The organism is Variovorax sp. W1I1 (assembly GCF_030815625.1).
GTDB classification, from domain to species: domain Bacteria; phylum Pseudomonadota; class Gammaproteobacteria; order Burkholderiales; family Burkholderiaceae_C; genus Variovorax; species Variovorax paradoxus_C.
Genome location: NZ_JAUSWZ010000001.1, coordinates 2,134,511 through 2,153,271, shown reverse-complemented (window position 1 = coordinate 2,153,271; position 18,761 = coordinate 2,134,511). Strand labels below are relative to the sequence as shown.

Annotated in this window: 17 protein-coding genes; all 17 read left to right on the top strand. The window is 70.1% G+C overall.

Translation table 11 applies throughout. From position 1 onward, the window contains the following. Positions 1-3 precede the first annotated feature (3 nt). The 17 genes from QFZ83_RS10265 (at position 4) to QFZ83_RS10185 (ending at position 18,743) form a co-directional block, all read left to right on the top strand. On the top strand, positions 4-876 hold the full coding sequence (locus QFZ83_RS10265) for a serine aminopeptidase domain-containing protein (protein ID WP_307505721.1): 873 nt from the start codon (positions 4-6) through the stop codon (positions 874-876). Then, positions 869-1,813, top strand: coding sequence for an alpha/beta fold hydrolase (locus tag QFZ83_RS10260; protein WP_307505719.1), 945 nt, complete (start codon positions 869-871; stop codon positions 1,811-1,813). Before QFZ83_RS10265 ends, QFZ83_RS10260 begins: the two co-directional genes overlap by 8 nt. 92 nt (positions 1,814-1,905) lie before the next feature. After that, positions 1,906-3,162 (top strand): polysaccharide biosynthesis/export family protein, encoded by a 1,257-nt coding sequence (locus tag QFZ83_RS10255; protein ID WP_307505717.1) that lies wholly within the window; start codon positions 1,906-1,908, stop codon positions 3,160-3,162. A 57-nt stretch (positions 3,163-3,219) separates the two neighbouring features. Further along, positions 3,220-5,496, top strand: coding sequence for a polysaccharide biosynthesis tyrosine autokinase (locus tag QFZ83_RS10250; protein WP_306878137.1), 2,277 nt, complete (start codon positions 3,220-3,222; stop codon positions 5,494-5,496). Further along, positions 5,493-6,203, top strand: coding sequence for a sugar transferase (locus tag QFZ83_RS10245; protein ID WP_307505714.1), 711 nt, complete (start codon positions 5,493-5,495; stop codon positions 6,201-6,203). Before QFZ83_RS10250 ends, QFZ83_RS10245 begins: the two co-directional genes overlap by 4 nt. 64 nt (positions 6,204-6,267) lie before the next feature. Next, entirely contained in the window at positions 6,268-7,248 is a 981-nt protein-coding gene (locus QFZ83_RS10240) for a GDP-L-fucose synthase (protein WP_306878140.1), read from the top strand. 32 nt (positions 7,249-7,280) lie between these two features. Further along, a complete protein-coding gene (locus tag QFZ83_RS10235; RefSeq protein ID WP_307505711.1) occupies positions 7,281-8,645 on the top strand; it encodes a hypothetical protein in 1,365 nt (454 codons plus the stop codon). A 23-nt stretch (positions 8,646-8,668) separates the two neighbouring features. Continuing rightward, positions 8,669-9,763, top strand: a complete 1,095-nt coding sequence (locus QFZ83_RS10230; protein WP_307505708.1) for a glycosyltransferase — start codon at positions 8,669-8,671, stop codon at positions 9,761-9,763. After that, positions 9,760-10,779 carry a hypothetical protein gene (locus tag QFZ83_RS10225; RefSeq protein WP_307505705.1) on the top strand — a complete coding sequence of 340 codons (1,020 nt, stop codon included), beginning with the start codon at positions 9,760-9,762 and terminating at the stop codon, positions 10,777-10,779. The genes QFZ83_RS10230 and QFZ83_RS10225 overlap by 4 nt, the downstream gene beginning before the upstream one ends. 29 nt (positions 10,780-10,808) lie before the next feature. Next, a complete protein-coding gene (locus QFZ83_RS10220; RefSeq protein ID WP_307505702.1) occupies positions 10,809-11,762 on the top strand; it encodes a hypothetical protein in 954 nt (317 codons plus the stop codon). Next, positions 11,759-13,018: a polysaccharide biosynthesis protein gene (locus QFZ83_RS10215; RefSeq protein ID WP_307505699.1), complete on the top strand. Its 1,260-nt coding sequence runs from the start codon at positions 11,759-11,761 to the stop codon at positions 13,016-13,018. The genes QFZ83_RS10220 and QFZ83_RS10215 overlap by 4 nt, the downstream gene beginning before the upstream one ends. Before the next feature lie 38 nt (positions 13,019-13,056). After that, positions 13,057-14,352, top strand: a complete 1,296-nt coding sequence (locus QFZ83_RS10210) for a glycosyltransferase WbuB (RefSeq protein ID WP_307505696.1) — start codon at positions 13,057-13,059, stop codon at positions 14,350-14,352. Continuing rightward, on the top strand, positions 14,349-15,410 hold the full coding sequence (gene galE / locus QFZ83_RS10205) for a UDP-glucose 4-epimerase GalE (protein WP_307505692.1): 1,062 nt from the start codon (positions 14,349-14,351) through the stop codon (positions 15,408-15,410). Before QFZ83_RS10210 ends, galE begins: the two co-directional genes overlap by 4 nt. Further along, positions 15,407-15,586: a hypothetical protein gene (locus QFZ83_RS10200; protein WP_307505689.1), complete on the top strand. Its 180-nt coding sequence runs from the start codon at positions 15,407-15,409 to the stop codon at positions 15,584-15,586. Before galE ends, QFZ83_RS10200 begins: the two co-directional genes overlap by 4 nt. Positions 15,587-15,639: 53 nt before the next feature. After that, the gene (locus QFZ83_RS10195) at positions 15,640-16,407 is read left to right on the top strand and encodes a response regulator transcription factor (protein WP_306879020.1); all 768 of its coding nucleotides are present in this window, start codon (positions 15,640-15,642) and stop codon (positions 16,405-16,407) included. 51 nt (positions 16,408-16,458) lie between these two features. Beyond that, complete coding sequence (locus tag QFZ83_RS10190) at positions 16,459-17,142, top strand: sensor histidine kinase (RefSeq protein ID WP_306878154.1); 684 nt, start codon at positions 16,459-16,461, stop codon at positions 17,140-17,142. A gap of 92 nt (positions 17,143-17,234) precedes the next feature. Beyond that, a complete protein-coding gene (locus QFZ83_RS10185; protein WP_307505686.1) occupies positions 17,235-18,743 on the top strand; it encodes a mannose-1-phosphate guanylyltransferase/mannose-6-phosphate isomerase in 1,509 nt (502 codons plus the stop codon). Positions 18,744-18,761: the final 18 nt, after the last annotated feature.

The following is an 18,761-nucleotide window of genomic DNA, read 5'->3' as shown; positions in this document are numbered from 1 at the left end:
GACATGGCCCAGCACGCTAGCGCCTCCCATGCGGCGTCCGCCTCCGGCCCGGGCTGCGCGCCGGCGCAGCCCCTCATGTTCGGCCCGGCCTCGCGCCAGCTCTTCGGCCTGTTCCATCCGGCGGACGAGGCGCGCGCCGAAGACAGCGCGGTGCTCGTCTGCCCCCCGTTCGGACAGGAGGGCCTGCGCACCCACCGCTTCTTCAAGGTGCTGGCCGAACGCTTCGCACGAGCCGGCATCGCCACGCTGCGCTTCGATTTCCACGGCACGGGCGATTCGCCCGGCGATGAGAGCCAGGGCGAACTCGACGGCTGGCGGCGCGACCTGTGCGCGGCCCACGAGGAACTGCGCCGGCGCGCACCGGGCAAGCGCATCGTCTGGGTCGGCGCGCGCCTGGGGGCCACGCTCGCGGTGCTGGCGGCGCGCAACGGGCGCTGCGACCCGGTGCGCCTGGTGCTGTGGGAGCCGGTGATCGATGGGCGCCGCTACGCGCGCTTCCTGCGCGAGCAGCACGTGGCCGCGATCGATGCGAGCTTCTGCATTCCCGACCTCTCGTGGCGCAGGAGCCTCGGCCGCGATCCCGCCGCATTGCCGGAGGAGGCGCTGGGCGCCCTGCTCTCGCCCGCGCTGCGCGAGCAGCTGGGCGCGCTCACGCCGGAGGCGCTGCCGCTCACCGCGCTGCACGACACGCTGGTGCTGACGCCGCCCGACGACGCCCACACGCCGCAATGGGCGGCCGAGCAGCAGTCGCGCCACATGCCGGTGCGGCTCGCGTATTTCCAGCACCGGCTCGACTGGACGGCGGACCCCTATCCCAACAGCGCCATGGTTCCGTCCGACGCGCTCAACCGCCTGCAAGGGGCTCTCCATGAATGACGCAGCGCACCTCACGCCCATGACGCACACCCCGGTCCGCTTCGGGGCGGACAACGCGCTGGTCGGCATGGTCACGGCGCCCGCGGGCCAGGCGCCCGCCGCGGTGGCCTGCCTCATGTTCAACATGGGCGCCAACCACCGGGTCGGGCCGCGCCGCGTCAACGTCAAGCTGGCGCATGCGCTGGCGGCGCGCGGCGTGTCGAGCCTTCGCTTCGACCTGGGCGGCATCGGCGACAGCGATGCGCCGGCCGACGCCGCCGGCCTCTCGGTGCGTGCGCTGCGGGACCTGCAGGCCGGCATGGACCTGCTGCAGAACATGCAGGGCATCGGACAGTTCGCGATCGTGGGCATGTGCTCGGGCGCGGAGCACGCCATGGCCATCGCCGCGGTCGATGCGCGCGTGATCGGCCTCTCGCTGTTCGACGGCTATGCCTTTCCGCAGCGGCGCACGCGCTGGGAACGCACGCTGCGGCGCGCGCTGGCCGCGCCGGCGCATCCCTCGTTCGCGGGCAAGACGCAGCGCTGGCTCAAGCGCCGGCTCCTTCGCAGCGAAGCGGCCAAGCCGATGCCGGGCTTTTTCACCGAGGAGACGTCGCCGGCGGAAACCCAGGCCTGGTTCGGCAAGACGATGGCGCTGCTGTCCGAGCGGCACGTCGCGCTGCAGCTCCTGTACTCGGGATCGCTGCATGTGTGCGACCGCGACCGCGACCAGCTCGGCCCCTTCCGCGGCGAACCATTCGCACAGTCGCTGCACTACGAATTCATGCGCGAGGTCGACCACACCGTCTGCACGGCCAAGGGCCAGCAGCAGTACCTGCGCACCGTGGGCGACTGGGTCGCCGAGCGCTGCTTCGGCACCGGCACGGAACGGCGCGGCGCGAGCCGCCCGGCCGCGGGCGTCGCCCGCCCCATGCCGGCCAAGTGGGCCGCGCCCTGACCTCATGAATCCCTCATGAACCCCTGACCTCATCACACCCGATCACCCCGATCACCCCGATCACCCGATCCACACCAGCCAAGGAGAACCTCATGAACCGCATCGAACCAGCGAGCGCGCCGCAGGGCGCCCGCGTTCCGTTCTTCACCGGATCCGCAAGCCTCGGCGCCCGCGCCTCGTTCGCGGCGGCGCGGGTCCGATGGCTGGGGCTGTCGATGCTGGTCTCGCTCGGCCTGTGCGGCTGCGCGCCGGGCTTCGGCACGCCGGGCCTGCTGCGTTCGTCGGACGGCTCCGTCGGCACCGGCAAGGTGACGACGATCACGCCCGAGCTGATCCAGGCGCAGAACGCGCGCAACACCGGCCTCCCAGCCGAGGTGCGCGCGCTGTTCGGCCGCGCCAGGTCCTACACCATCGGGCCGGGCGACGTGGTGGGCGTCATCGTCTACGACCATCCCGAGCTGTTGCCCAACGCGGGCGCGGTGATCGCGCAGCAGAGCGACCCCACCGGCGTGACGGTGGCGCCCGGCTTCATCGTCGATGCCGCGGGCGAGATCAGCTTTCCCTACATCGGCCGCACGAAGCTGCAGGGCCTCACCGAGAGCGAGGCCTCGGAGCTGATCGCGCGGCGCATCCGCGGCTTCGTGAAGGCGCCGCAGGTTAGCGTGCGCATCCAGTCGTTCCGCAGCCAGCGCGCCTACGTGGAGGGCGAGGTGCGCGCGCCCGGGCTGCAGATCTTCACCGACGTGCCGATGACGCTCTCGGAAGCGCTCAACCGCGCCGGCAGCATCACCGCCGCGGGAGACCGCTCGCAGGTGCTGCTCACCCGCGGCGACCGCACGGTGGCGATCGACCTGCTGGCGCTCAAGCGCTACGGCGCGGACGCCAACAACATCCCGCTGCGCAACGGCGACGTGGTGTACGTGGGCGCCCGCGACGACAGCCGGGTCTACGTGATGGGCGAGATCCTGCGGCCCTCGGCGCTCCTCATGCGCAACGGCCGGCTGAGCCTGAACGAGGCGCTCGGCGATGCGGGCGGGCCCGACCTGTTCTCCTCCGACCCGGGGCAGATCTACGTGATCCGGAACGCGCGGCGTGCCGACAGCGCGCTCGATACCGCCGACGCGACCGGCGCGTCCGGCACCTCCAGCACATCCGACGGGCCGGAGATCTTCAACATCAACGCGAAGAACCCCGCCGCGCTCGCGCTGGCCGACCGCTTCGAGCTGAAGCCGCGCGACGTGGTCTACGTGGACCGCGTGCCGCTGGTCTCGTGGAACCGGGTCGCGAGCCTGATCCTGCCGGCCGCCCAGGTCGTGAACCTCGCGCGCGACACCGCGCGCAGCAGGTAGGCCGCCGCGCCCGTCTGCATCCCACCCGCACACCCGACACGGAAAGAAGGTGACCCCATGAACGCCCGCTGGTACCCCCCGCTTCCCGCACCCCAGGGCGCGGAACCCGACCGCCCTCGCTCGGGGCCGAGGGAATACATCGACATCCTGCTCGACCACCGATGGCTGATTGCCGCGATCACCGCCGCGGCGCTGCTGGTGGGCGCGTGCTACGCGCTCTTCGGGCCGCGGGTGTACGAGGCGAACGTGCTGATCCAGGTGGAGGACGCCGACCGCTCCTCCACGCCCGCCGATGCCGCGGTCAACGGGGTGAGCGTGAAGACGCCGACCTCGGGCGAGGCCGAGATCCTGAAGTCGCGCATGGTGCTCGGCCAGGCGATCGAGAACACCCGGCTCTTCATCGAGGCGCGGCCGCACTACCTGCCGCTGGTGGGCGACTTCATCGCCCGGCATTCGACCGAACTCTCGAACCCGGGCTTCCTCGGCCTGGGCGACTGGGTGACCGGCACCGAGCGGATCGCGGTCGCGCAGATGGACGTGCCGCCGGCGTTCGAGGGCAAGCGCTTCCTGCTCACCGCAGGCGAGAACGGCAGCTACACGCTCACGCACCCGGACCTCGCCACGCCGCTGCAGGGAAGCGTGGGCGTGCCGCTCGAAGCCTCGGTGCCGGGCGGCGCGATCCGCCTGCTGGTGGGCTCGTTCGAAGCCAGGCCCGGCGGCGCCTTCGAGCTCACCCGCCGCTCCAGGCAGCTGGTGCTGCTGGAGCTGCAGAACGACCTGCGCGTGATCGAGAAAGGCAAGCAGTCCGGCGTGATGGACGTGAGCTGGCAGACCGGCAACCGGACGCAGCTGACCGAGCTGCTCAACGAGGTGTCTCGCCTCTACGTGCGGCAGAACATCGACCAGAAGACGGTGCAGGCCGAGCGCACGCTCGACTTTCTCGGCACCGAGCTGCCGAAGTTCAGGCAGCAGCTGGAGCAGTCCGAGGACGTCTACAACCAGTACCGCAACCAGAACGGAACCATCAGCCTGGACGACGAGGCCCGCAACGCCCTCACGCAGAACCTCGACCTGCAGTCCAAGCTCTTCGATGCGCGGCTGAAGCGCCTGGACCTCATGAGCCGTTTCACCGCCCAGCATCCGGTGGTGATGACGCTGGATGCGCAGATCGCCTCGCTGCGCAAGGAACTCGGCGCGGTGGACAGCCGCATCCGCCGCATGCCGATGCTGCAGCAGAACTCGGTGCGCATGCAGCGCGACATCAAGGTCAACACCGACCTGTATGCGTCGCTGCTGAACAGTTCGCTGCAGATGCGTCTGGCGCGCGAAGGCAAGATCGGCAACGTCCGCGTGCTCGACCCCGCGCTGCTGCCCGAGAAGCCGGTGCGGCCCAAGGCGGCCATCGTGATGGCGCTCGCGCTGGTGGCGGGCCTGTTCCTCGGCGCGGCCACCGCGATCCTGCGCAAGACGCTCAAGCGCACGGTCGCGAGCCCCGAAGAGATCGAGGCGCACACCGGCCTGGACGTGTACAGCACGATCGCGCTCAGCCTGCAGCAGGCCCGCCTCGACCGCGCCATCCGCCAGGGAAAGCCGGGCGTGAAGGTGCTCGCGGCGCTGCATCCGGAAGATGCGGCGCTGGAGGGCGTGCGCCGGCTGCGCACCACGCTGCGCTTCACGATGCTCGGCGCGCCGAACAACCGCATCCTGCTGACCAGCGCCACGCCGGGCGCGGGCAAGACCTTCGTCTCGGCGAACCTCGCCGCCATGCTCGCGGCCTCGGGCAAGCGCGTGCTGCTGATCGATGCCGACGTGCGCCGCGGCAGCCTCGCGGCCCAGTTCGGGCTGGCGCATGACAAGGGCCTCGCGGAGCTCATCGCCGGCAGCGCGACGCTCCCGGAGGCCACGCATGCGCAGGTGCTGCCGCACCTGGACGTGATCACCAGCGGCACGCTGCCGCAGGACCCGGCCACGGCCCTCGCGGGCGATGCGTTCACGCAGTTGCTCGCCACGCTTTCGGGGCGCTACGACATCGTGCTCATCGATGCGCCCCCCATCCTGTGGGCGACCGAGACGGTGGCGATGGCATCGGCCATGGGCACGCTGCTGCTCCTGGCCCGCGCGGGCGAGAGCCAGCTGGGCGACCTGTTGGAAAGCGCCAAGCGGCTCGCGCACGTGGGCGCGTCGTTCCACGGCGTCGTGCTCAACGGGCTGGACGCACGGCAGCAGCGCTACGGCAGCTACGGCTACGGGTATGGCGTCTATCGATTCCCCCCGCAGGCCTATCCGGCCCTCGGCCACACCCGCCAGCCTGAGCCGGAGCACGCCGCATCATGAACACGCTGCACTCCGGAACACAGGGGAGCGGCGCGCCCGTGGCCGCGCCGCCCGGCACCCATGCCGGCGGGACGGCGCCGCTGGGCGGCTCGCGGCTGCTGCGCGGCACCAAGCGCGCGGTGGACATCCTCATGGCGGGCACCTTCTTCGTGTGCTTCGGCTGGGCCTATGCGCTCATCTGGGCGGGCGTGCTGCTCACCTCGGGCAGCCCGGCCATCTACATGCAGCCGCGCTACGGCCGCAACGGCAAGGTGTTCCGCTTCTACAAGTTCCGCACCATGGTGCCGGACGCCGACGCGGTGCTGGCGCGGCACCTGCGCGAGAACGAAGACGCGCGGCACGAGTGGCACAAGTTCCAGAAGCTCGAGCACGACCCGCGCATCACCCGCCTGGGCACGTTCCTGCGCAAGTACAGCATCGACGAGTTCCCGCAGTTCTGGAACGTGCTCAAGGGCGACATGAGCATGGTCGGCCCGCGCCCCTGCATGTTCGCGCAGAAGGGCCTGTACGGGCCGTACTGGAACCACTACTGCGCCGTGCGCCCCGGCATCACCGGCCTCTGGCAGATCAGCGGACGCAACGAGGTGAGCTACCGCCGCCGCGCGGCGATGGACGCCGAGTACGTGGCCACGCTGTCGGTGCTGGGCGACATGGCGATCGTGCTGAAGACCTTCGGCGTCGTCGCGGGAGCGCGCGGCTCGCGCTGAGCCGGCCCCGCCACCGATTTTTTTCTCTCCTCCGATTCATCAACTCCTTCACCGAAAGAACGATATGCGTATCTATGTTGCAGGTCATCGCGGGATGGTGGGCCAGACGCTCACGAGGCGGCTGGTCGAACTCGGCCACGAGGTGGTGGCGCGATCGCGCGCGGAACTCGATCTGCTGGACCAGGCGGCGGTCGCGCGCTTCTTCGCGACCGAGCGCATCGACCAGGTCTACGTGGCGGCCGCCAAGGTCGGCGGCATCCACGCCAACATGACCTACCCCGCGCAGTTCATCTACGAGAACCTGCTGATCGCGGCCAACATCACGCACCAGGCCTTCGTCTCGGACGTGAAGCGGCTGCTGTTCCTTGGCTCCAGCTGCATCTACCCGCGGCTGGCCGACCAGCCGATCCGCGAGGACGCGCTGCTCACCGGCAAGCTGGAGCCCACCAACGAGCCCTATGCGATCGCCAAGATCGCGGGCATCAAGCTCTGCGAAAGCTACAACCGGCAGTACGGTGCCACCCACGGCATCGACTACCGCAGCGTGATGCCGAGCAACCTCTACGGACCCGGCGACAACTACCACCTGGAGAACAGCCATGTGGTGCCCGCGCTGATCCAGCGCTTCCACCTCGCCAAGATCAGCCGCGCGCCGAGCGTGCTGATCTGGGGCAGCGGCCGCGCGCGGCGCGAGTTCCTGTACGTGGACGACATGGTCGAGGGCTGCCTCGATGTGATGAACCTGCCGCGCGCGGCCTACGACCAGCACACCGACCCGATGCGCGGCCACATCAACCTGGGCACCGGCGAGGACGTGTCGATCGCCGAGCTGGTCGAGCAGATCCGCGAGACGGTGGGCTACGAGGGCAGCATCCGCTACGACCTCGCGCAGCCCGACGGCGCGCCGCGCAAGCTCCTGGACGTGTCGCGCGCCGCCACCTTCGGCTGGCGCGCCACGGTGCCGCTGGCCGAGGGCCTGCGCCGCACCTACGCGGACTACCAGAAGGCCACGCGGCCCGTCGACGCGGTCGCCGAGCACGCCTGACGCGCGCGCACACCACACGGAAAAAGGTTGCCATGAGAACCCTCACCTTCTGGTGCGGCATCGCCGCTGCCCTGCTCTGCGGGCTGGTCGACCCGGTCTGGGGCTACGGGGCCGTGTTCGTGCTGGCGGCGGTGCAGCTGTCGATGCTCGGCGCCGCGGGCGACAGCGTGTTCCTGCTCATCCACTACACGGTGGTTCTCATCTACTTCTCGCTCGCCCCCGCGATGCAGATCGCCGCGGACGTCGACTTCTGGGAAGTGGGCATCCTGGGCAGCGCGGCGCACACGCAGGCGCTGATGCTGCTCCTGCTGTACATGGCCGGCGTGGAGGGCGCGCGCCTGGGCATGCCCGCGCAGCCGCCGGCGCGGGCGCTGCGCGGTGCCGATCGCGGCGCGGGCGTGGCCCACCCTTTTCTGCTGCTTTTGAGCTGCTCGCTCGCGGCGTTCGCGGCGCTGTTCATCCGGCCCGACCTCAACTTCGTGGCGCGCGGCGTGGTCGCGGACGACGACAGCCTGCCGATCGACTTCATCGTCTATTCCACGATTCCCAAGCTGGTGGTGCTGATGTGCTTCGTGGCGCTGGCGATCCACGCGGTGCGCCAGCGCACGCTGGGCGCCTGGTGCGCGGCGGGCCTGGCATTCGCGCTGGCGGCCCTGGCCGCGAACCCGGTCAACACGGCGCGCCAGATCATCCTGATCGGGCTCCTGCCGCTGCTCATCCATGCCATTGCGCGCAGCCACCGCTGGACGCTGGCGGCCGTGGTCTTCGGCGCCATCGCGGGCCTGGGCCCGGTGCTGAACCTGATCTCGCGCGACGCCATGTGGGGCGCGGGGCTGGAGTCGTTTCCGTTCAGCCAGGACTTCGATGCGATGTTCGTCATTGCGGGCCTGCTGGAGCGCGCGCCCTCGCCGGACGCCGGCCTCGGGCGCTACCTGCTGTCGGCCGTGTCGTTCTTCCTGCCGCGCGACCTGAAGATGTTTCCCGGCTTCGACCCGCTCGGCTGGTCGGCGGTGGCCGCCAATTTCTCGCAGCGCAACCTGTCGCTGCCGCCGTTCGCCACCGCGTACTTCGACTTCGGGCTGCTGGGGCCGGCGCTGCTGGGCCTCGCGATCTCGGCGGGCTTTCGCTGGGTCGACCGCATCGTCGATCCGCGCCGCGCGCTGACCGCCACCTACCTGTGCGCGCTGGTGATGCTCGCGGCCTATGTGCCGTTCATGCGCGGCCCGATCCTCGGCTGGGGGCCGTTCGCGGCGTCGGGGCTGATCGCGGCGCTGGTCGCGGGCAGCCTGAGTTCGTGGTTCCGGCGCACGGTGCGCGTCCCGGGGCGGGAAGCGGTGCGCGAAACGGGCGCGGAGCCCACGCTCGATGCGGCGCGCGCCGGCGCGCCCGCCGCGTGAAAGACGGAGAAGGACAAGCGCCCATGGCCACCTATCTCTTCTACGACACCATCCGGCTGAACCGGTCGGCGGGCGGCGTGCTCAACGTGTCCGAAGTGCTCTTGCGCAGCATGCGCCTGTCGCCCGACGACCAGGTGCAGCCGGTGAGCGAGCGCCATCCGCTCGTCTACGCGGCCGCGCGCCGCCTGCGCATCAGCCGCTTCGTGCTGGACATCCTGCTCTACAACTTCCACCGCGTGCGCGCATGGTTGTCGGGCGAGCGGATGTTCTCGCTCTTCCCCAACTACTTCCTGCCGTTCTCGCCCTTCGGGCGCCACACCGATTCGATCGTGGTGGTGCACGACCTGCAGTACAAGTCGTACCCCCAGTACTTCACGCCGGCCAAGCGCCTGTGGCTCGACTGGAACCTGCGCCGCCTTGCGCGCAGCGCGGCCGACGTGGTGTTCATCAGCAGGAGCAGCCAGGAAGATTTCGAGCGGCACTTCGCACGCTGCGCGCGACCGGCGGTGATCTTCAATCCGGTGGACGCCGGACCGGGCGGCCGCAGCCGCGAGAACGCCGCCGACGGCGCCCGCACGCAGAGTGACCGCTACCTGATCGCGGCCTACCACTACTACCCGCACAAGAACTTCGGCGGCATCCTGAAGCTGTTCGAGCGCATGAAGCGCGAAGGCCTGGTCGACCACCTCGACATCACCGGCAACGGCGCGGCCGAGATCGAACGGATGATCGCCGCCCAGGCGCCGGCCTTGCGGGGCAGCGTGCGGCACCGCGGACTGGTTCCGCGCGACGAATTGTTCCGGCTGTACCGCGGGGCGACGGCGTTCATCTCGCTGTCCACCTCGGAGGGCTTCAACCTCTCGGCGGCCGAGGCGGCCACGCTGGGCGTGCCGTTGCTGCTCTCGGACATTCCGGTGCACCGGGAGCTGTTCGCCGGCTACGCGTTCTTCATCGGCAGCGAGCGCTGCGACCTCGCACCGGTGGGACGCTACCTCGCCGACCACCAGCGCACCCGCCCGACCTGGCAGCACTCGCGCGACTGCGTGCCGAGCGCGGTGGCCGCAAGCTACTTCACGCTGAAGCGCCGGCCCGCTCCGCTGACGGAGGCGATGCAATGACGAAGCGCGTGTGCCCAGGGGTCGCTCCCGTTCTGCTTCGCGGGCTCGCCGCCGTCGCGCTCGCGATGGCTGCGTGGGCATGGCACATGCCTGCGCAGGCGGGAGCGCCCAAGGTGCAATCTGCCGCCCCTGCTCCATCCGCTGAATCCGGCAGGGCCGGCCCGCCCGCCCCCAGCTTCGGCGTGATGGTGCATTACCTGCCCGACAAGCAGTCCGCCGGCGAACTCGCGCGCTTCGACGCCGAGGCGCTGGCGGACTCGCTCGCCGAGATGCGCGCGAGCTACCTCATCCTCACGCTCGGGCAGAACAACGGCCAATACATCGCGCCGAATGCCGCGCTGGAAACGCTGTGCCCGCGCAGCGCCAGGAACCGCGCGCCGCGCGACCTGCCCCTGGCGATCGGCCGCGCGCTGCAGCGCCGGGACATCGCGCTCATCCTGTACCTGCCGTTCCGCGCGCCCCAAGCGGACCCGTACCTCATGGAATGCCTGGGCGATGTTTCGGAGCAACTGCCGCCGCCGCCGCGCTTCATCGCCGCGTGGTCGGCGGTGATCAGGGACTGGTCGGACCACTACGGCCCGCTCGCCACCGGCTGGTGGTTCGACGGCGTCTACAACACCACCGGCATGACGGCTGACGACTGGGGCAAGCTGTGCGCAGCCGCCCGCAGCGGCGCATCGAACCGCTGGCTGGCCTTCAACGCCGGCGAGGGGCAGGCGCGCTTCAGCCTCAAGAGCGCGCCATGCCAGAACCTCATGGCGGGCGAGTACCTGCAGCCCACCGCGCGCCTCGTGTCGCCGCCGTCCGAGCTCAGGCTGCATGTGCTCACGCCGCTGGGTACGCATTGGGGCCGGCCGAGCACGGCGCGCTTCTCGGCCGCGCAGCTGCGCGGCTGGATCGGCGACGCGACCGCCGCCGGCGGAATGCTCACGCTGGACCTGCCGCTGGACAACAACTTCCATTTTCTGCCCGCGCACGTGGCCCTGGTGCGCAGCGCCACCGCGCCGCGGCCCTGAACACCCCGTTCGACAACCACCGCCCCGCCATGAACAACACCCCTGCCTTCATCGTCGTGGAAGACCGCCAGAACGACACGCTGCGCCTGTGCCGCGAGGCGGCCCTGCGCGCGGACGAACATCTGCTCGTGCTGGGCGAGACCGAGGCCGGCTATGCGTACAAGCGCTTCTGCCAGGCCTACGTGCACCTGTCGAGCAACACGCCCGAGTTCGAGAAGATCTGCTTTCGGCGCTATTTCATCCTGGCCGGCCACCTGGCGGCGCATCCCGAGTGCCGCGAATTCGTGCTGATCGACAGCGACGTGCTGCTGTTTCGCGGCGCCGGCGCGCACATCGCGAAGCTGGTGGAAGGCGCGGGCTTCTCCGGCTCGTTCATCCGACCGGGCGACGGCTGGAACCCCTGCCAGATCTCGCCGCACGTGAGCTACTGGAAGGCGACGGCGCTGCACGATTTCGTCGCCTGCCTCATCGAGACCTACACCACACCGATGGGCTTGCAGCAGTTGCGCGACATTGCCGAGCGCTTCGCGGCGCGCGGCGTGCGCGGCGGCGTCTCGGACATGACGCTGCTCTACCTGTGGGCGCAGGCCACGGGCAACGCCGCGCCGATCAACCGGGTGTTCGAGGGCCAGGTGATCGACCACAACATCAACGGCGGAACCAACCACCTCGCACAGGAGTTCCGCGTTCGCGGCGGCGCCAAGCGCCTCGCGTTCGTCGACGGCCGGCCTTGCTTGGAGACGCCGGCCGGCGATGCGGTGCGGGTGCTCGCGCTGCATTTCCAGGGCTCCGCCAAGCGCGTGATGCGGCTCGCGCTGCACGGCCGGGTGCGCAGCGTCGCGGCGCTGACCTGGGCGCTGCAGATGGCGCGCCGGGCGAAGAACGCCGCTTTCGGCCTGGCGATGCGGGTCCGGCGCGCGGCGGACGCACCGAGCTTCGCCGCCGCGCCGGCGGAATTTCCGGCGGACCGGAACGCACCATGAAGCCGTCCGCCGGAGCCTCGTTCGCCCTGCCGGGCGCCCGCATCGCGCGGCGCCTGGGGCTGGGTGCGCTCGCCTCGCGGCTCTATGTGTACCTGTCGGGTTTTCTCGCGATCTTTCTCATGGCGGCCCAGGTCGCGCCGGCGCGCTTCGGCGAGTACTCGATCTACCAGTCGGTGCTCGAAGTGGCGCTGGTGGTGGGCACGCTGGGGAGCACGCTGCTGTTCTCCCGCAATGCCGCCCAGGTGCCGCCCGCCGTGACGCGCGGGGACCTGGTGCGCACGCTGGCCATCGGGCTGCCGCTCGCCACGGTGCTCGCGGCGGTCATCGTGAGCGCGCAGCGGCTGCCGGTGGCCGGCATGCCCTTCGCGCTGATCGCGGCGACGCTCGCGGTCTTCGCGTTCAACAGCCTGCGCCTGTCGTACAGCCGGGGCCTGGGCATCGCGGGCCTGCTCAACCTGGAGTCGGGCCTGCGCTCGACGCTGCTCGTGCTGGGCGTGGCCGCGCTCGCCGCGTTCAATGCCGAGATCGGCGTGGCGCAGTTGCTGACCATCAACCTGGTCGCCTTCGTGCTCGTGGGCGCGGCCATCGGCCTGCCGATGAACGGCCCCGCGCCGCCGGCCGGAAAGCCCGCGCTCGACCTCCCCTCGCAAGCCCATGCCACGGTGTACGCGCTGCTCACTTTCCTGCTGCGCAAGTCGGACCTGCTGGTCGTCGCCCTCTTCATGCCGCTGGGCTACGTGGGTGCGTTCAAGCTGGCCTTCCTGCTGGCCGAAGCGCCCTCGCAGTTCGTGCAGGCCTTTTTGGTCACCAAGACGCCGGCCATGCTGAACGCCACCTCGGGCAATGCGGCCGCCGCCGCGACGCTGCGGCTCGCGCGGCATTCGTTCCTGCTCGGCTGCGTGCTCTTCGCGCTGCTCGCGGGCGTGCTGGCGGTGGCCGCACCGCTGCTGAAGGTCGGCGGCGAGGCGCTGGGCATCTTCGTGTGCATCGCGCCCTACTTCCTGCTGCGCACCTACACGGTCCACCACGAGATGGTGCTGGCGCTCAACACCCCCGTGGGCTCGCTCGGGCGATGGGCGCTGCTGGAGGTGGCACTGCGGATGGCCTCCTACGGCGCCGTGATCGCGCTCTTTCCCGGCCGGCCGCACTACGTGTTCTTCGCCGCCTTTTTCTCCGACCTGCTGCTGTACGAGCTGCGCATGCGCGCGCTGTTCGGCTTCTTTCCGTTGCTTCGCCTGCTGCGCCAGGCCCATTGAAAACCGCCAAGAACCACAAAGACCACTGAAAGGCGCCCGTGAAAATCCTGCTGTATTCGATGAATTTCATGCCCGAGCTCACGGGCATCGGCAAGTACTCCGGAGAGATGGCCGAATGGCTCGCGGGCCAGGGCCACGAGGTGCGCGTGATCGCGGCGCCGCCTTCCTTCCCGCAATGGAAGGTGTTCGAGGGGCACTCGGCCTGGGCCTACCGCAAGAGCGACATCAACGGCGTCACCGTGTGGCGCGCGCCGACCTGGGTGCCCGCGCGGCCGCGCACGCTGGGCCGCATGGCGCACCTGTTCTCCTTCATGCTGTCGAGCATGCCGCTGCTGCTGGCGCAGGCGCGCTGGAAGCCCGACCTCGTCTTCGTGGTGGAGCCGCCGCTGTTCTGTGCGCCCGCGGTGCTGTTCTTCTCGAAGGTGCTGGGCATCAAGTCGTGGCTGCACATCCAGGACTACGAGGTCGATGCGGCCTTCGGCCTCGGCTGGGTGCGCGGTGCCGGCGTGCGGCGCTTTGCGCTGTCGCTGGAGCGCTGGCTGCTCACCCGGTTCAACCGCGTCTCGACCATCTCGGGCGCCATGGTCGAAAAAGCCCGGGGCAAGGGCATCGAGGAAGCCCGGCTGGTGCTGTTTCCGAACTGGGTGGACGTTTCGGCGATCCGCCCGGGCGCCGCATCCGCGGAAAGTCCGGAAAGCACCGCGGTTCGCGGCTACAGGGCCGAGCTGGACATTCCGGCCGACGCGGTGGTCGTGCTCTACGCCGGCAGCCTCGGCTCCAAGCAGGGCATCGAGCTGCTGGGCGAAGCCGCGCAGCAACTGGCGCATGCGCGCAGCATTCATTTCGTGATCTGCGGCAACGGGCCGAGCCGCGGCCCGCTGATGTCGGCGTGCATCCGCCTTCGCAACGTGCACTTCCTGGACCTGCAGCCCGCCGAGCGGCTCAACGAGCTGCTGGGCATGGCCGACATCCATGTGCTGCCGCAGCGCGCCGACGCCGCGGACCTGGTCATGCCTTCCAAGCTCGCCGGCATGCTGGCGAGCGGCAAGGCGGTGATCGTGACCGCGAACCCCGGCACAGAGCTCAGCCGCGTGATGACGGACCGCGGCATCGTGGTGGCGCCGGGCGACGCGGCCGTGCTGGCCGATGCCATCGAGCAGCTCGCGCTCTCGCCCTCGGTGCGCGAGGCGCTGGGCGCGGCGGGCCGGGCGTTCGCCGAATCGGAGCTCGACCAGCACGCGATCTTGTCGCGCTTCGAGCAAGAGATGTTTCGCTGCGTGGCCGGCACCGAAGCCGTGGCCGTCAGCCCTTCTTCGCTGGGAGCCAAGGGATGAGCCACCCCAAGATCCTGGTGACCGGCGGCGCGGGCTTCATCGGCAGCCACGTCTGCGTGACGCTGATCGAGGCCGGCTTGCGCCCGGTGGTGCTGGACACGCTGGTCAACAGCGACCCGCGCTCGCTGCAGCGCGTGGCGAACATCACCGGCGTGGAGCCGCCGCTGGTGCGCGGCGATGTGCGCGATGCGGTGGCGCTGGACCGCGCATTCGCCGAGCATGGGTTCGACGCGGTGATGCATCTCGCGGGGCTGAAGGCGGTCGGCCAGTCGGTGAGCGATTCGATCGGCTACTACTACGTCAACGTGGCGGGCAGCCTCGCGCTGATCCGCGCCATGGAACGTGCGGGGGTGCGCACGCTGATCTTCTCGTCCTCGGCCACCGTCTACGGCGACAACCAGCACTCGCCCATCCGGGAGAGCGCGACCTATGCGGCCGTCAATCCTTATGGGCGCACCAAGGAGATGGTCGAGCGCATGGCCGCGGACCTCACCCGGGCCGACCAGCGCTGGGGCATCGCATGCCTGCGCTTCTTCAACCCCATCGGCGCGCACGAGAGCGGCCTCCTGGGCGAGCACCCGCACGGTCCGCCCGACAACCTGCTGCCGTACGTCGCGCAGGTCGCGGTGGGCGGGCGCGGGCATGTGGTGGTGCACGGCAACGACTACGAGACACCTGACGGCACCGGCGTGCGCGACTACGTGCACGTGATGGACGTGGCCGAGGGCCACCTGGCGGCGCTGCGGTATGCGGCCACGCACCGGGGGCTCCTCACGGTCAACCTGGGCACGGGCCGCGGTGCGTCGGTGCTGGAGGTGATCGCCGCGTTCGAGCGGGCCGCGGGCCGGGAGATCCCGGTGCACATCGGGCCGCGCCGTCCCGGCGATGCCGCCGCCTACTGGGCGGACGTGCAGCATGCCCGCGACCGGCTCGGCTGGCGCGCGCGCCGCAACCTGGACCAGATGTGCGCGGACTGCTGGCGCTGGCAGCTCGCGAACCCGCGCGGCTTCGACGAGCCGTCCCCCGAGCTCACCGCAAAAAGACTGGCTGCCGCATGACCGCCCGCACCGCCTCCGGAAAAGCCAGAACCGCGTGCACCGACTTGGTTCCATGCCAGCCGGTGTACGCCAAAGGGCGAGTGAACCAAAGCGCCCTTTCCAGCCAAAAAGAGGTGCCTTGTTATCTTTTTGTTGCTAAAACAATCGTTTGCCAACTCACCAACCTGGGGCATTGACAATGTTTGATAACAGTTCGCTTCCAATTTCCAGTGAGAAACCCCCTATGGCGATGGCCGATCGCCGCTCGGGGTACGCCGCGGGCGTCTGCGTGCCGACGCCGATGCCATGGCCGGATTTCCTCACCGGCCAGGAAACCGCACCGGTGCGGGTGCTGCTGATCGACGATGACGAGTTCGTGCGCCGCGTGATCGCCCAGGAATTGCTGTCGGACATGCGCATCCAGCTCGAAGGCCAGGCCGACAGCATCCGCGAGGGGCGCAAGCTGCTGGCCCGGCACGAGTTCGACGTGCTGATGGTCGACCTGAGGTTGAGCGACGGCATGGGGTTCGAGCTGATCAGCGAAGCGCGCAACCACCAGAGCAACGGCGAGATCATCGTGATCTCGGCGCTCGAGGACGATTCGCACGTGCTGCGCGCCTTCGAGCTCGGCGCCACGGGCTACCTGCTCAAGAACGCGTGGCTCCAGAGCTTTGCCGAGGCGGTGCTGCACGTGGTGAACGGCGGCGCCGCCATCACGCCCCGGCTCGCGCGGCGGCTGCTGCACCGGCTCAACAACAACCATCGTCACGCTCATCAGGATGACCCCGCCGGCAACGCGCCGCCGCCGCGCCAGCCCGGGCGTGACGCGACGCTCACGCCGCGCGAAAGCGAGATCCTGCGTTTCGTGGCCTGCGGCTACGTGTCGGCCGAAATCGGCGAGCGGCTCGGCATCACCTGGCAGACGGTCAACGTGCACATCAAGAGCATCTACAAGAAGCTGCATGTGCATTCGCGCGCGCAGGCCGTGAACTTCGCCGTTCACACCGGCCTCATCTGAGCGGCGGGACCTGGCGCGCCGCCCCCTCCGATTCGAAACGGGAGTTTCCTCATGCCATCCGAAGCATATGACCCGATCCTCTCGGCCACGCTGGCCGAGCGACAGCGGATCGCCAACGACCTGCACGACGGCGTTGCCTCGCGCCTGATGATGCTGCTGGCCAGCCTTCCTCCTCACGGCCATGCGAACAGGCAGATCGCGCACGGCCTGCAGGAGTGCCTGCTCGAGTTGCAGATGACCGTGGACGGCCTCAGCGCCGAATGCATGTCGCTCGGCGAGATGCTGGGCAATCTGCGCTACCGCTTCGAGCCGGCCTTCAGGCGCAGCGGCATCGCGTTCCAGTGGCAGGTGTCCGACGTCCCTTCCGCGGCAGGAGACGACGACTGCCGCACGAACCACGAACTCTGCAAGATCGTGCAGGAGGCGCTCGCCAATGCGCTGCGCCACTCCGGCGCCCGCCACGTGCACGTGCGGCTCGCCAGGGACGACAGAGACGGCATGCTCGCGCTGGAGGTGCGGGACGACGGCCGCGGGCTGCCCGGCCCCGGCCGGCACGAACCCGGCGCGGCGCGCCCCAAGGCAGGGGGGCTTCGCAACATGCGCGCGCGCGCCGAAGCCATTGGCGCCGATATCAGCATCGCGAACCTGTCGCCGCGCGGCCTGCGGGTGAGCGTGACCCTGCCGCTCGAACGCGAGCCGGCCGACGCCGAAGCCGCCCTGGCGTCGCACCGGTAGCGCGCGGCAGCGCGGCGCCCACAGGTCTTCTTCGAGCTCTTCGCTTCGAACCGCTTTTTCTTCTTCACCAACTCCGAAAAAGGCTGGTCAACATGAACGATCCCACCATTCATCCGGTGCTTCTGTGCGGCGGCAGCGGTACGCGGCTGTGGCCGCTGTCGCGCAAGGCGCTGCCCAAGCAGTTCGCGCCGCTGATCGGCAACAAGAGCCTGCTGCAGCTCACGCTCGAGCGGCTCTCCGCACTGAACCGGACCATCACCTGCGTGGCCTCGGAAGACCATCGCTTCCTGGTGCGCGAAGCGATGGAGAACGCCAGGACCGAGGGCCGGCAGATCCTGGAGCCGATGCCGCGCAACACCGCCGCCGCCATGGCCGCGGCCGCGCTGCTGGCCGAGCCCGACGACCTGCTGCTGTTCGCGCCCGCCGACCACCACATCCCCGACGCGGCGCTGTTCGCGGCCACGGTGCGCGAAGGCGTCGATGCGGCGCTGGCGGGCCGCATCGTCACTTTCGGCGTGGCGCCCAGTTTTCCGAGCACGGCCTATGGCTACATCGAGGCGGCCGGACCGACCGGGCATGGCGAGAGCCGCGTCGTGGCGCGCTTCGTGGAGAAGCCGACGGCGTCGGTGGCCGAATCGCTGATCCTGCATGGCGGCTACTGCTGGAACGCCGGCATCTTCCTGGTGCAGGCCCGCACGCTGGTCGCGGCGCTGCGCACGCACGCGCCGGACATCCTCGCGGCCTGCGAACGCGCGGCCGCAGCGGTCTCGGTCGACGGCAGCTTCCTGCGCTTGGACCGCGAGGCCTTCGAGGGCTGCCGCGGCGAAAGCATCGACTATGCGGTGCTCGAAAAACATGCCGGCGTCGCGGTCGTGCGCTTCGAGGGCACCTGGAGCGACGTGGGCAGCTGGAACGCGGTGGCCCTGCTGCATCCGGCCGACGACGCGGGCAACCGCCTGAGCGGCATGGCGAGCGCCCTGCGCTCGCGCAACACCTTCGTGCATGCGCCGCACCGGCCGGTGGTGGCGCTCGGCACCGAGGACCTGATCATCGTGGACACGCCCGACGCGGTGCTGGTGGCGGGCGCCGGCTGCGCCGAGCAGGTGGCCGACGTGGTGCGCATGCTGTCGCTCGAGGGCAAGGCCGTGGCCACCGAACATCGCCGCGTGGTGCGGCCCTGGGGCGCATACGACAGCGTGGACATGGGCGAGCGCTTCCAGGTGAAGCGCCTGACCGTGAAACCCGGCGGCAAGCTGTCGCTGCAGATGCACCACCACCGCGCCGAGCACTGGATCGTGGTCAAGGGCACGGCCCGCGCCACGCGCGGCGGCGAGGTGCAGCTGGTGCGGGAGAACGAATCGATCTACCTGCCCTCGGGCACGATCCACCGGCTGGAGAACCCGGGCAAGACGATGCTGGAGGTGATCGAGGTGCAGACCGGCGGGTACCTCGGCGAGGACGACATCGTGCGCTTCGACGACACGTACGGGCGCTGCGCGGCGATCGAGGTGCGGGGCGGCGCGGAACGGCCGGCAGCGCAATCCATGGCGTCACCACCACCGGCTGTTGAAGCCGGCGTCGCCGCGACCGCCTCCGCCTGAGCGGGCCGTCCGGCCGCT